Annotated in this window: 12 protein-coding genes; 3 read left to right on the top strand and 9 right to left on the bottom strand. The window is 59.1% G+C overall.

The window, feature by feature from the left end:
• Positions 1-13: 13 nt before the first annotated feature.
• From pstA to IEW06_RS15900, 3 genes are read right to left on the bottom strand one after another with little or no spacing between them, the layout of a single operon-like run.
• Positions 14-868, bottom strand: a complete 855-nt coding sequence (gene pstA / locus IEW06_RS15910) for a phosphate ABC transporter permease PstA (RefSeq protein WP_188548568.1) — start codon at positions 866-868, stop codon at positions 14-16.
• On the bottom strand, positions 861-1,736 hold the full coding sequence (pstC, locus tag IEW06_RS15905) for a phosphate ABC transporter permease subunit PstC (RefSeq protein ID WP_187731821.1): 876 nt from the start codon (positions 1,734-1,736) through the stop codon (positions 861-863). The genes pstA and pstC overlap by 8 nt, the downstream gene beginning before the upstream one ends.
• Positions 1,737-1,763: 27 nt before the next feature.
• Complete coding sequence (locus IEW06_RS15900; protein WP_188548567.1) at positions 1,764-2,732, bottom strand: PstS family phosphate ABC transporter substrate-binding protein; 969 nt, start codon at positions 2,730-2,732, stop codon at positions 1,764-1,766.
• Positions 2,733-3,038: 306 nt separating this feature from the next.
• Here IEW06_RS15900 and IEW06_RS15895 point away from each other — a divergent pair, with 306 nt between their 5' ends.
• The gene (locus IEW06_RS15895) at positions 3,039-4,928 is read left to right on the top strand and encodes a pyruvate kinase (RefSeq protein WP_187731822.1); all 1,890 of its coding nucleotides are present in this window, start codon (positions 3,039-3,041) and stop codon (positions 4,926-4,928) included.
• A 154-nt stretch (positions 4,929-5,082) separates the two neighbouring features.
• Here the strand turns inward: IEW06_RS15895 and IEW06_RS15890 are convergent, their stop codons facing one another.
• Positions 5,083-5,649, bottom strand: coding sequence for an NADPH-dependent FMN reductase (locus IEW06_RS15890; RefSeq protein WP_187731823.1), 567 nt, complete (start codon positions 5,647-5,649; stop codon positions 5,083-5,085).
• Between the two features lie 84 nt (positions 5,650-5,733).
• Positions 5,734-6,651 carry a DUF5996 family protein gene (locus tag IEW06_RS15885; protein ID WP_187731824.1) on the bottom strand — a complete coding sequence of 306 codons (918 nt, stop codon included), beginning with the start codon at positions 6,649-6,651 and terminating at the stop codon, positions 5,734-5,736.
• Positions 6,652-6,816: 165 nt separating this feature from the next.
• Here IEW06_RS15885 and IEW06_RS15880 point away from each other — a divergent pair, with 165 nt between their 5' ends.
• Entirely contained in the window at positions 6,817-7,884 is a 1,068-nt protein-coding gene (locus tag IEW06_RS15880; protein ID WP_187731825.1) for an SDR family oxidoreductase, read from the top strand.
• Positions 7,885-8,037: 153 nt separating this feature from the next.
• Here the strand turns inward: IEW06_RS15880 and IEW06_RS15875 are convergent, their stop codons facing one another.
• The 3 genes from IEW06_RS15875 to IEW06_RS15865 all read right to left on the bottom strand — a co-directional run bounded on the left by IEW06_RS15875 (position 8,038) and on the right by IEW06_RS15865 (position 9,990).
• Entirely contained in the window at positions 8,038-8,469 is a 432-nt protein-coding gene (locus IEW06_RS15875) for an STAS/SEC14 domain-containing protein (protein WP_187731826.1), read from the bottom strand.
• A 182-nt stretch (positions 8,470-8,651) separates the two neighbouring features.
• A complete protein-coding gene (locus tag IEW06_RS15870; protein ID WP_187731827.1) occupies positions 8,652-9,194 on the bottom strand; it encodes a hypothetical protein in 543 nt (180 codons plus the stop codon).
• Positions 9,195-9,483: 289 nt separating this feature from the next.
• Positions 9,484-9,990 (bottom strand): hypothetical protein, encoded by a 507-nt coding sequence (locus tag IEW06_RS15865; RefSeq protein ID WP_187731828.1) that lies wholly within the window; start codon positions 9,988-9,990, stop codon positions 9,484-9,486.
• Between the two features lie 283 nt (positions 9,991-10,273).
• Between IEW06_RS15865 and IEW06_RS15860 the strand changes: the two genes are divergently transcribed.
• Complete coding sequence (locus tag IEW06_RS15860) at positions 10,274-11,260, top strand: NAD(P)H-quinone oxidoreductase (RefSeq protein WP_187734305.1); 987 nt, start codon at positions 10,274-10,276, stop codon at positions 11,258-11,260.
• Positions 11,261-11,280: 20 nt separating this feature from the next.
• On the opposite strand, the gene IEW06_RS15855 is transcribed toward IEW06_RS15860, so the two are convergent.
• Positions 11,281-12,402 carry a lactonase family protein gene (locus IEW06_RS15855; RefSeq protein ID WP_229743144.1) on the bottom strand — a complete coding sequence of 374 codons (1,122 nt, stop codon included), beginning with the start codon at positions 12,400-12,402 and terminating at the stop codon, positions 11,281-11,283.
• Positions 12,403-12,625: the final 223 nt, after the last annotated feature.

Below are 12,625 nucleotides of genomic sequence, written 5' to 3'. Positions count from 1 at the left end.
CGTTTTTGAGAAGCTACGGCAGGTGCCGCCGCCAGCGGTTACGCAGGAATATAGCCAGGCCATTCAGCCCAAACGTAATGAGCAGCAGCACAATAATAGCGGCGGCGGCGTTGATTCCGAATGCCTGCTGGGGGCGCGAAATCCAGTTGAATATTTGAACGGGCAACGCCGAAAACTCGTCCAGGGGGCTTTTTGGCGCAAACGGCACGTAGGCCAGCACCCCCAGCACGAGCAGCGGGGCCGTTTCGCCCACCGCCCGCGACAAGGCCAGAATAATTCCCGTAAGAATGCCCCCCATAGAGGCCGGCAGGACCTGGTACCAGATTGTTTGCCAGCGCGTTGCGCCCAGCGCAAACGAGGCTTCGCGCAGCGTTTTGGGTACGGCCCGGATGGCCTCGCGGGTGGCTACAATGAGAATAGGGAGGATGAGCAGGGCCAGCGTGCAGCTGGCGGCCAGCACGCTGCTGCCCATGCGCAGAAAGCGAACAAAGATGTTGAGCCCCAGCAAGCCATAAATCACCGACGGCACCCCGGCCAGGTTGGTAATATTGATTTCGAGCAAAGCCGACCAGCGACTTTTGCGGCCATACTCCTCCAGGTAAACGCCTGCTGCCAAACCCACCGGCACCGCAATCAGAGCGGTGAGCACCATAATCCAGACGGTGCCCAGTAGGGCCGTGTAAATGCCGGCCCGCTCAGGAAAGCGCGAAGGCAGAGCACTCAAAAACTGCCAGCTGAGGCGGCTCAGGCCCGTGCGCAGAATATCGAGCAGAAAAACGGCCAGCAGCAGCAAGCCAAGCAAGGTAGCCAACAGGCCCACCGCGCGGAAGGCGCCGTCGAGCAGGCGGTTGCGGGTCATGTTACTCATATTGTTCCCGGAATTTCTGGCGGAACCAGTACCCCACGTTATTCAGCACCAGGGTAAGCACAAAGAGGGTGATGCCGGCGGCAAAAATGGTGTCGTACTCCAGGGTGCCGTAGGCCACGTCGCCGGAGCTGACCTGCACGATATAGGTGGTTATGGTCTCGACCGGCACCAGCGGATTGGCCGTCAGGCGAGGCTCCTGTCCGGCCGCAATGGCTACAATCATCGTCTCGCCGACCGCCCGGGAAATGGCCAGTATCACCGATACCGTGATGCCCGACGAAGCGGCCGGAACCACTACCCGCATGGCCGTTTGCAGACGCGTGGCGCCCAGCGCGTAGGAGGCTTCGCGCAAAGAGCGGGGCACGGCCGTCAGCGCGTCTTCGCTAAGCGAAGAAACTAGGGGCAGAATCATGATGCCCATCACGCTGCCCGCCGACAGGGCATTAAATCCGGCCATGCCGGGTATCAGTCGTTGCAAAAACGGCGTAACCACGGTCAGGGCAAAAAAGCCATAGACCACGGTGGGCACCGCCGCCAGAACTTCGAGCAGCGGCTTAATGACATTACGAAAGCCAACAGTCGCATACTCATTGAGGTAGATGGCAATGATGAGGCCCAGCGGCAGGGCCACGGCAATGGCCACGCCCGTGGTCAGCAAGGTGCCCGACACCAGCGGCAGAATACCGAAATGCTTGTCAGCAAATAGGGGCGTCCACTGCGTATCAGTCAAAAACGTGCCCAGCGGCACCTGCCGGAAAAAATGAGCCGCTTCCACGGCCAGCATCACAATAATGCCCCCCGTGGTGAGTACGCTGATACCTGCGCTCAGCGCCAGCAGGGCTTCGATGAGGCGTTCTCGCTGTTTCATGGCTGGCAGAAAGAATGGGTGAGGCGGTTACCGCTGTTGGGTTACAAACTCGTCGAAGCGGGCCTGCTGGCGCCGGTATTCCGTGGCGGGCAACGGAATATACCCCACCTCACGCGCCAGATCTGGGGCCTGGGTCAGGTAAAAGCGAATGAAGGCCTGCACCTCGGGGCGGCGCGCGGCCACGCTGCTCACGTACAAAAGCAAGGGGCGCGACAGGGGCGCGTACGTGTTGTTTTTAACGGTTTCGACGGTGGGTACTATCGGCCCGGCGCCATTATGGGGCTGCTCGTCGTCGATGGGCACGAGCCGGAGGGCCGCCTGGTTGGCTTCGTAGTAGGCAAAGCCAAAGAAACCCAGCGCCAGCGGATCGGTGGAGACGCCCTGCACCAGCACGTTATCGTCTTCGCTGGCCGTATAATCGCCCCGACTGGCATGGCGTTGGCCCACGACGGCCTGAGTGAAATAGTCGTAGGTGCCAGAGGCGGTGCCGGCCCCAAACAGATGGATTTCGGCCGCCGGCCATTCCGGCCGAATCTGGTTCCACCGCATGATGCGGTGCTGGGCTGCCGGCTCCCATATTTTCTTCAGCTCGCTCACTTTCAGGCTCTTTACCCACGTATTGCTGGGGTGCACCACCACCACCAATCCATCAAAGGCCACTGTCAGGGGCAGATAATCGATGTCCTGACGGTGGCAGTCCTGGCCTTCGCGGTCGGTGATGGGCCGCGAGGCGTTGGTTAGGTCAATCTCCCGGCGGCAGAACTTCTGGAAGCCGCCCCCGGTACCCGACACGCCCACCGTAATCCGCGCCCTTGGATGTTGCCGCGCGTATTCTTCCACCACCGCCTCCGTGATAGGAAATACGGTGCTGGAGCCGTCGATGCTGATTTTTTGGCTGGTCGATTCCTCGCCGCACGCCGTTGCCAGCAGCGCCAGCAGGAGGGGAGTTCCTCTGAGGAAACCAGATCTGAGCGGATGGGTAGCAGCGTATCCCATGGTCGAAGAAGCACTGGTTACCAGATTTGCCCCCCAGACTGCTTTGACGGCTTTCTCAGGGTGAAATAGCTTAAGTGAAGCGAATTAAATAAAGCGCCCGTGGCTCGCGCCCTTTTGGCTAAATGCGTAAGAGATAGAGCAGTAGGAGCTGGGGCGGCCTCGAAAGCTAAGCTAGCCAGAAAATTAAACTAATAAAATAATAACTTGTGTTTTAAGGCTATCCATGCGGCCTTAACCTACTTCGTTCAGTGGCTCTCGGCAAAGTATGCGCGCGGCGGTACATGGGGGGCTTTTTTGCTGCTGGCTATGACCGACCATCCCGCATCCTTGCTTTTTGCCGACCGCTACGGCACCCAAATAGCTGAACTGCTGAGCGAGCTGACCAGCCTGCGCCAGGATATGGTGAGCGGAACCGAGCTGGCCGGGAGCCGGCTGGCGCAGGTACACCCCACGTTTCGGGTGAGTGCCCACAACCTGCTGCACTACCTGGCGCTGCGCCGCCACGATTTGCGCCCCCTGCAGCAGCGGCTGGCAGCGCTCGGGCTTTCGTCTTTGGGACGCGCCGAAGCTCATGCCCTGGCCAGCGTGGACGCCGTGCTGGCCGTGTTGCACGAGCTGGCGCAGCCCGGCACATCTCATCCGCTTCCTGCCGATGCTATTGCCCCGGACTTCACGAGTGGGGGGCGTTTGCTGGCCGAGCACAGTGAGGCCGTGCTGGGGCCGGTGCCCGCCACGCGCGACGTGCGTATTATGGTCACGCTGCCCGGCGAGGCGGCCACAGATTACGCGCTTGTGCGGGATTTGCTGCGCCAGGGCATGGACTGCGTGCGCATCAACTGCGCGCATGATGACCGGGCGGCCTGGCAGCAAATGATTGACCACCTGCGCCAGGCCGAGCAGGAGGTAGGCAGGTCCTGCAAGATCTGTATGGATTTGGGGGGCGCGAAGCTCCGCACCACCGGCCTGCCCCCGGCACCGGCCGTGCTGCGGATCAGTCCCGTGCGCGACGAATTCGGGCGGGTGCTGACCCCGGCCCGCCTCTGGCTTACCAGTAAGGAGCTACCGCAGGCGGCGCTGGCGAGCGGGACGGTGCGCTTGTTCTTCCCCCAGGCGTGGCTGCGGCAGCTAAGCCCCGGCAATGCCGTTCGGTTTCGGGATGCAAGGGGCAACAAACGCAAGCTGCGCGTACGCAGCACAAATGAGCAAGGATGCTGGGCCGAGCTGCGCAAAACGGCCTATCTGGTGCCCAGCACCCGCTTTCGGGGCCCCGAGGCGAAAGCCACGCTACAGGAGCTGCCCCCATCAGATTCGTTTTTACTGCTTCGCCCCGGCGATGAGCTGCAGCTGACGCGCCGCGCGCTGCCTGCTGCCGTAGCCGACGGGATGCCCGGTACCGCTCTGGCACCGGCCGTAATCGGCTGCGCGCTGCCCGAAGTGCTCGACTACGTAAAGCCGGGCGAGCGTATCTGGTTTGACGACGGCAAAATCGGCGGCATCGTCGACCGCGTGGAGCCGGATATACTGCACGTGCGCATCACTCAGGCCCGGGCAAAAGGCGAAAAGCTACGCAACGATAAAGGCATAAACCTGCCCGACAGTAACTTATCCTTGCCTTCGCTTACGGCGAAAGACTTAGAAGATTTGGCTTTTGTGGCCCAGCACGCCGATATGGTCGGCCTCTCGTTTGTGAGCAAGGCCACCGAGGTAGAGCAGCTACAGCAGCACCTGTCCCGCCTGACGGAGCGCGCCGTTGCTATTATTCTCAAGATTGAAACCCAGCGCGGCTTTGAAGAGCTGCCGGCGCTATTGCTCAGCGCCATGCAGGCGGGCAGCTGCGGCGTGATGATAGCGCGTGGCGACCTAGCCGTGGAGTGTGGGTTTGAGCGGCTGGCCGAGGTGCAGGAAGAAATCCTGTGGCTCTGCGAAGCGGCCCATGTGCCCGTAATCTGGGCTACGCAGGTGCTGGAAAGCCTGGCCAGCGGCGGCTTGCCGTCGCGGGCCGAGGTGACGGACGCGGCCATGAGCGACCGGGCCGAGTGTGTGATGCTTAATAAAGGCCCCCGCGTGGTGCAGGCGGTACAAACCCTCGACAGCATTTTGCGACGCATGCAGGGCCACCAGCGCAAGAAAAGCGCTATGCTGCGCAGTTTGCACGTGGCCCAGACCACCTGGCATCTGGAGCGCGCCACCTCTTAGAATAGCGAACCACTGCCCCACGCGCCCCTGATTTCATAGCGGCTGGGTGCTACCGACTTTTTGTGCTGGTGGCTTGGAATGCGTGGCGTCTAAGAGTTGATTGAAACTGTGTAACCGACCAAAAAAGCCCCCCAGCAATCAGCAAGCAAGCCGTTTACTGGTTTTCACGGATGCTTTTCAATCCTTTCGTCCAGCGGGCTAATTCCCGGAGCATCGCGTCGAGCGCTTTTTCCGAGATGTCGTTTGGTGCCAGGTGATCATCCTGAATGAACTCGGTGAAAAAAGGAATATTAACGGCCTCCACCAGCGGCACCACCCGGTACGAGGAAAGGTCGTTTTTGAGCGCATTCCAGGCCCGCGTGCCGGCCGATACGCCGCCGTAGCTGACGATGCCGGCCGCCTTGTAGCCCCATTCCTTCACCAAGTATTCGAGGGCGTTTTGCAGGGGCGCGGGGTAGCTGAAGTTGTATTCGGCCGTCACGAAAATAAAGGCGTCCGCCTCCGCGATTTTGGCGCTCCACTGCTTCGTGTGCTCGTGTTCATACTTCTGCTGGGCCGGATGATGGGGCTCATTCATCAGGGGCAGATTGATGGTTTGCAGGTCCAGTATCTCAACGTTGAATTCGCCGTGCTTTCTCGCTTTTTCGGCCACCCATTCGGTTACTATTGGTCCCTTGCGGCTAGGTCGTACGGTGGCCGTAATGATTTTCAGGTTGTACATAGAGGGGAGTTTGGTTGGTACGGTCAGCGAGAATAGGAAATATTCCCCTAAGCACCTGCGTGGGGGGCAAATCTGCCCGGAATGTTACGCTCTTTCCAGCGCGGCGCGGTCCCAGTGGGCCAGGGTGGCCGCCGCTTCGTAGGTGCTTTGCAAAAAGTGGAGCACGGCCTGCCGCGGATCGGGAGCCGTGCGCGCGGCTTCGTAGGGCAGCAGAAACTCGCCCATGTCCTGATTAAAAAAGCCCCCCACGGGCTCTATTGGCGCGTTGGCGAGTTCCGGCAGGCCAGGGTAGGCGTAGCTGTAGAAGGCCGCTTCCTGCCCATTACCGCCGGGCCACCAGCCGGCGGCAATCTGCTCCTCCGAATACGATTCGCGGGTCACCCAGTCGGCCAGGTGGGGGATGCCGCCCGGATGGGGAGGCGCCGGCCGGCCCGAAAAGCGCGTGACGGCCAAATCGAAGCTGCCCCAGAAGAAATGTACCGAGCTGCATTTGCCCCGAAAGCGGCTACGGAACTCCTGCAGCACCTGATCGGCCCGCAGCAGTACTTCCCAGAAGGTTTCCGCGGCGCGGGCGTCGTAGGCACGATGAATTTGGTCTTGGGTGAAAGGCGTAGTGTCTTCTATCTCCACCGGCACCGGCCACAACTTTACCGCAATGCCGGCTTCGCGCAGCAGACCGCGGTAGGCCTGGTAGAAATCGGCCACGGACCGGGGCTCCAGGGCCAGCTCGTGGGTGCGGCCGTCGGAGGTATGCACGCGCAGCTGATGCGCCCTAAAGTCGAATACGACCTCACAGCTGCCCGCCGCGTAAGGCATAGGCCCGGTCGATAGGCCTCGTGGCGTGACGTAGAGCGGCACCTGCCACCAATGGTTGAGCATCGGGCTCAGCGCCAGGCGGGTTTTGCCCACAATTTGGGTCCAACGGTGCAGCGTCTCGCGCGTGTCAGTCCAGGAGTCGGCCGGCAAGGCGGGCCATTGGGAGGCTAAGGCGTTGTCTGTCATGAAGAAAAGATAAGATGAACCAGGCACAAATCCTCCCTGCGCCGGCACGTATGCTTGACCTGGAAACGCCTTAGCCGTCGGGAAATCAGCGAGTACAAAAGCTTTCCGTTGATTGCCGCTGCTGGCTGCTGCGTACCCTTGGTCAGCTTTTCCGTACGTATTCTTATGACTAAAATCGCTTTAATTGTTGGTGCCAGCGGCATCATTGGCAGCAATCTGGCCCGCGAGCTGATCTCCCAGGGCTGGACCACCTACGGTTTGGCTCGTACTCCCAAAGACGATGTGACCGGGCTGCGTCCCGTAGCTGCCGACTTGCTCGACCCGGCCAGCCTTGCTACCGCCCTGGCCGACGTAGCGCCCACGCACGTCTTTCTCACCAGCTGGATGCGCCAGGACACCGAGGCCGAGAATATTCGCGTGAACGGCGCCATGGTGCGCAATCTGCTGGACGCCCTCGCCCCCAAGCAGTCGGTGCAGCATGTGGCACTGGTCACGGGTCTCAAGCACTACCTCGGACCGTTTGACTCCTACGCTCGGGCTGGTTCGCTGCCGCCAACGCCATTGCGCGAGGAGCAGCCCCGATTGCCCATCGAGAATTTCTATTATGCTCAGGAAGATGAGGTGTACGCCGCTGCGGCCCGCGATGGCTTTAGCTGGAGCATTCACCGCCCGCACACCATTATTGGCCAGGCCGTGGGCAACCTGATGAACATGGGTACCACGCTGGCCGTGTACGCCAGTATCTGCAAGGAAACGGGGCGGCCGTTTCAGTGGCCGGGTTCCGAAGCGCAGTGGAATGGCCTGTCCGATGTAACCGACGCCCGCGTGATTGCTAAGCAGCTGGTGTGGGCGGCCACGACGGAAGCCGCCAGGAATCAGGCGTTTAACATTACCAACGGCGATTACTTCCGCTGGAGCTGGCTCTGGCCGCGGCTGGCCGCCTGGTTTGGAGTCGAGGCCGCCGGCTTTGACGGCACTGTGCACCCGCTGGAAGCGGCAATGGCCAATGATGCGCCGCTGTGGCGCGAGATGGCGGCTCGCTACCAGCTAAATGTGCCTGAACTCAGCCAGCTGGCTTCTCCCTGGCACACTGATCTGGACCTGGGCCGACCGATTGAAGTGATGACGGATATGTCGAAAAGCCGCAAGCTGGGCTTTACGGTATATCAGGCGACCGAAGATTCCTTTTTCGACTTGTTTGCGCAGCTACGTACTGATAAACTCATTCCATAGGCGTGCTTTTAGTTAATGAACCTATATAATGCAGCCTTTTGCCTTACTTATCATAACACTGAAAAAGCCGCTCCCCAATAGGGAACGGCTTTTTCAGTGTTATTCAGATCTGTAACTATATGCTATGGCTTTCTCCCCGCAATGAAAGATTGGCTATGCTTGCTTCATTCCTGCTTCTTCACGTGCTTCCTTCAGCCAGGCCCGCGCTTCCTGTATATCACCAAACATGCGCATTTGCAGGCCCTCGCCGATGCCAATGTGCATCGCCTCCGCTGAAAGGGCCGCCATTGACTCGGGGCTAACTACTTGGGCAAAATGAGTGAGGCCCTGCGCTATGGCGCGGGGCGCCCAATCCGTGACAATCCACTCCACGGCGTGGTCCCAGGGGCCAATTACTTGCCGGTTGTCGTTGAGCAAATAGGGGCAGGCGTGAGCCTGAAGAGGGTGCAGACACGCATCGGCGCCGGCAATAATACCGATATAGGTTTGGTAGCCAATCCAATTATTATAGACCCAGCGGTTGACGGTATCGTACTCAATGGTAAGATAAACTTTACCGAATCCGTTAACTATTTCTGTGGGCATGAGGCGATAAGTAGGAGGCCGATCTTCTGGGAAAGGCTAGGTAAGCAGGAATAGTCCTGCTATCGGCAAGCTGACTAGAAGTAAGTGGCTTAGAAAGTGCCGTAACCCATAACTCTGGTAAGGCAGACAAATTTGCCCCCCACGACCGAAACGCTAGGGCAAGTACACCAAAATAAGCTGATTTATACGGCTGGCAAACCGGCAGCCTTACGCTGGGCTAGGCGCTGGCCTGCTAACTGGTTGCTGCCCAGAACGATGGTTGCGTAGCCCACGGGCGCTTCGGTGTAGCGCAGGGTCACTTGCTGGCCGAGCCACCAGGAGGTTTGGGCTTGGCCGGGGCTCTTGGAAGGGCCATATTGAGCACTGAGCAGCTCACGGATGCCGCGGCAGTTGGCCTCGCCCATCATACGCAGCTCAATGTAGTAGAGCTTGTCTTTGTAGAAGCCGTAGGTGATGCCGGTGAGTCTATGAGAACCGACTTTGAGGTTGTCGGTGAGGTAGTTATAGAACTGGGTCTGGGTAGCGGGGTCGGTCCTGACCAGCTCCAGGTCGCGGAACTTGCTTATATCGTCGCCGAACGTGGCTTTGCCGAACCCGTTCTGGCTATCGAGGGCGCGCAACGAAGGCGAGGCAGCGCGCGCAGCCTTTTTGGATCTAACGCTTTGAGCCTGGCTACTTTGCCCAGACCAAGCTAGTAATCCCAGGAAAATAACCAGCTTTTTCATAGACAGCCCAGTGTGCGAAATGGCAAAAGAACCACGGAGCGGTAAATCTACTATATTCTGCCAGTAGATAGTTGTTTTGGGGGGCTTTTTTCAAGCTGATTTTCGCTTTTTTAGCAGGCTTTCAGGTATTGGTTTGGATTTTTACAGGAGGATAGAAATTCCCTTAAACGCGATCTTGTGTTTTTGTAAATAACTGATATATAAACCTATAAGAATACTTGCGGCGTGCACTACGGTAAAAGCCTGTTGGAAAGCAGTCGAGCTTCTTGTTTTCTGGCTGTCGCGCTAACTACGGCTTGGGAGCCGGCAAAGCAGGAGGAATGGAGGCGTCGTCGGGGAGAAGCTCGGCACCGCTGCCAGCATCGGGAGCAATGATTTTCCAGACGGCGCGCTTCAGCTCGTCCAGGCGATGCAGGGCATCCGTGACGCTGTCGTGGTTTTTTACCTTCTCAAAAAAGCCGGTTTTGACGCCCACCTGAATCATTTTTTCCAGCACAAACGGCAGAATCCAGCCCACAACGCTGCTGGCCAGCGCCCCGCGCAGGCCAATGCGCATAAGCAAACGGGTAGTCATGCGCTTGAGCAGGAGGGCTTTGGCGGCGGGCAGGGCCTTGTCGGCCAGAAAATCGGCTACAAGCTGCGCGTTTCCATTCTTAATTTCGGCGCGCAGTACATCCTGAATCGTATCGAGGGCGGTGCGGGCTACTTTTTGGAACAGCAGACCGGTTTGCCAGGCGCGAAGCCCGGTGGCCCGAGCGGCGCTGAAGATGGTAGGAAACAGGTTTATTTTTTTCATGACAACTCAAAAAAGCCCCCCAGACGACGTGGGAGCGCAAGACAGCGAAAAGATACGGCAGGATTTGGATCGAAATGGATGCACGGACAGCGCAAAGCAGTGGAAGTGCGTTAGCGGTGTAGAGACGCCATATTTGGCGTCTCGTCGTTAAACGATTGGTATCGAAGATTCAGATAAACCACCAGCAGCAACGGCGTAGAGACGCCAAATATGGCGTCTCTACGCCGTTCTTACGAGGCGTTTCAGGTAATTAACAAACGGAGTACACATGAAATCAGAGCACATGAAAGCCATTATCGTCGCGCAGGCGGGTGGGCCGGAAGTATTGCAGAGTGGGCAGCGGCTGCGGCCTCAGCCGGCCGCCCACGAGGTGCTGGTGCGCGTGCACGCGGCGGGCGTCAACCGGCCGGATGTGCTGTTGCGCCAGGGCAAATACGCGGGTAGCGGCAGCGTGGAAGGCCTAATTCCGGGATTGGAAGTAGCCGGCACCATAGCTGAGTGTGGTGCGGCGGTAACGCGCTGGCGCAAAGACGACGCGGTGTGTGCGCTGGTGGCAGTGGGCGGCTATGCCGAGTACGTGGCGGTGGATGCCCGCCACTGCCTGCCGGTGCCCGCTGGCTGGAGTTTTATAGAAGCTGCGTCCTTGCCCGAAACCGTGTTTACGGTGTGGCACAACGTATTTCAGCGCGGACAGCTGCAACGGGGCGAAACGCTGCTGGTGCACGGTGGAAGCAGCGGTATCGGCATCACGGCCATTCAGCTGGCGCATGCGCTGGGCTCCCGGGTATTCGCTACGGCCGGCTCCGACGAAAAGTGCGCAGCCTGCCTTTCCCTGGGCGCTGACCGCTGCATCAACTACAAAACCGCTGACTTCGAAGCCGAATTGCAAGCCGAAGGCGGGGTAGATGTAGTGCTGGACATGATAGGCGGCGACTATACGCCCAAAAACCTGCGCCTGCTGCGCGACGATGGCCGCCTCGTATTTATCAACGCCATGCAGGGCGCCAAAGCCGAGTTCAACGCCTTGGAAATCATGCGTCGCCGGCTCACCATCACCGGCAGTACCCTGCGGCCCCGCAGCGCCGAGTTCAAGGCTTCGCTGGCGGCTGCGGTAGAGGAAAATGTGTGGCCCCTGCTGACTGGGGGGCTTTTTAAGCCGGTTATTTATAAAGTATTTGCCTTGGATGAAGCTGCAGCCGCGCACCAGCTAATGGAAAGCAGCGCACACATTGGCAAGATCATGTTGCAGGTAGAAGAAGCCAATTCCTAAGACGATGTGCAAACTTGCTTTTAGGCACTACGCCGCGTAAAATCCTCTACCACTTGTAGACACACGGGCGCTGGCACCTGCACTGATTTGCCGGTGGGCGTAAGCTTGCCTGTTTCGCGGTCAACGCGGAAGGTAACGATGTTGTTGGTGGCCTGATTGGCAACGAGCACAAGCTGGCCCGTCGGGTCGATGGTGAAGTTGCGGGGCTTCTGACCGAGGGTGGGCACATGCTCAACCAGCGTGAGGCGGCCGCTGGGAATGTCGATGGCGTATACCACCAGGCTGTCGTGGCCGCGGTTGGAGCCGTAGAGGAACTCACCGTTGGGCGACACGTGAATGTCGGCGCAGGAATTCTCCCCAGTAAAGTCGGAAGGCAAGGTGCTGAGCGTCTGGATTTCCTGAAACGTGCCGGCGCCTTCGTCGTAGCGCAGAGCGGTAATCGTAGAGTTCAGCTCATTGATAAGGTAAGCCAGCTGTCCGCCGGGGTGAAACGTGAGGTGGCGAGGGCCAGCGCCGGGCGCAGCAGTGAAGGCCGGGGTAGCGCGAGGTACTAAAGCGTCTTCTTTGGCATCGAGCTGGTAGCCGTATACTTTATCGGTGCCTAGGTCGACCGCGAAAACGAAGCGGTTGGCCGGGTCGGGCAGGATGCAGTGAGCGTGGGGGGCTTTTTGGTTTTTGTGGGGGCCGGAACCTGTGTGCTGTTGCGTATCGGCAATGGGAGCCAATTCGCCATTGGGCTCAATCGGCAGCATGCCCACGTTGCCCCCCAGATAGCTGGCTACCAAGGCATAACGATTCATTCTATCCAGGCTGATATAGCACGGAGCCGACCCCAGCGCCGACTGCTGATTCAGCAAAGCCAGGCCCCCGGTTTTCTGATCAATAGCAAACGCGCTGACGGCACCGCTGGCTTTGCCCTGAAAATCAGTGGTTTCATTAACCGCGTACAGATGCTCGTGCCGGGAGTCGAGCGTGAGGTAAGATGGGTTCGCGCCCGCTTTGGTCGCGCCCAGGCGGGTAAGCGCGCCGGTGCTCACATTCAGCTTGTACAGAAAAATGCTGTCTTCCTCCGGCTTGGCATACGTCCCGACGTACAGCAAGTACTCATTCGCGCTCTGGGGGGCTTTTTCGGCAGTTATCATAGACGCGCAGCTTGAGAGTACCAAGGGCAACCCCGCCAGCCCCAAACCAGCAACTTGGAGAAAATGACGGCGGGAGTACGGCAATGAGGTCATAGGAGCAGGAAGGTGGAAGTAAGGGTAGGCAAGGTAGGAAGTGGCAATGTACTATTTACACGGTTGTAGAGACGCGACACAATTAGCCACGGCGCTTGCTTGTCAGCTATTAAAAAGGCCGTCATGCTTC

Source organism: Hymenobacter qilianensis (genome assembly GCF_014638675.1).
Lineage (GTDB): Bacteria > Bacteroidota > Bacteroidia > Cytophagales > Hymenobacteraceae > Hymenobacter > Hymenobacter qilianensis.
The sequence above is the reverse complement of the archived record's forward strand: the minus strand, read 5'-3'. Positions and strand labels throughout refer to the sequence as shown.

Bases quoted from the DNA above. Each gene is read 5' to 3' on its own strand.
- pstA (WP_188548568.1), bottom strand. From the start codon at position 868: ATGAGTAACATGACCCGCAACCGCCTGCTCGACGGCGCCTTCCGCGCG.
- pstC (WP_187731821.1), bottom strand. From the start codon at position 1,736: ATGAAACAGCGAGAACGCCTCATCGAAGCCCTGCTGGCGCTGAGCGCA.
- IEW06_RS15900 (WP_188548567.1), bottom strand. From the start codon at position 2,732: ATGGGATACGCTGCTACCCATCCGCTCAGATCTGGTTTCCTCAGAGGA.
- IEW06_RS15895 (WP_187731822.1), top strand. From the start codon at position 3,039: ATGACCGACCATCCCGCATCCTTGCTTTTTGCCGACCGCTACGGCACC.
- IEW06_RS15890 (WP_187731823.1), bottom strand. From the start codon at position 5,649: ATGTACAACCTGAAAATCATTACGGCCACCGTACGACCTAGCCGCAAG.
- IEW06_RS15885 (WP_187731824.1), bottom strand. From the start codon at position 6,651: ATGACAGACAACGCCTTAGCCTCCCAATGGCCCGCCTTGCCGGCCGAC.
- IEW06_RS15880 (WP_187731825.1), top strand. From the start codon at position 6,817: ATGACTAAAATCGCTTTAATTGTTGGTGCCAGCGGCATCATTGGCAGC.
- IEW06_RS15875 (WP_187731826.1), bottom strand. From the start codon at position 8,469: ATGCCCACAGAAATAGTTAACGGATTCGGTAAAGTTTATCTTACCATT.
- IEW06_RS15870 (WP_187731827.1), bottom strand. From the start codon at position 9,194: ATGAAAAAGCTGGTTATTTTCCTGGGATTACTAGCTTGGTCTGGGCAA.
- IEW06_RS15865 (WP_187731828.1), bottom strand. From the start codon at position 9,990: ATGAAAAAAATAAACCTGTTTCCTACCATCTTCAGCGCCGCTCGGGCC.
- IEW06_RS15860 (WP_187734305.1), top strand. From the start codon at position 10,274: ATGAAAGCCATTATCGTCGCGCAGGCGGGTGGGCCGGAAGTATTGCAG.
- IEW06_RS15855 (WP_229743144.1), bottom strand. From the start codon at position 12,402: ATGATAACTGCCGAAAAAGCCCCCCAGAGCGCGAATGAGTACTTGCTG.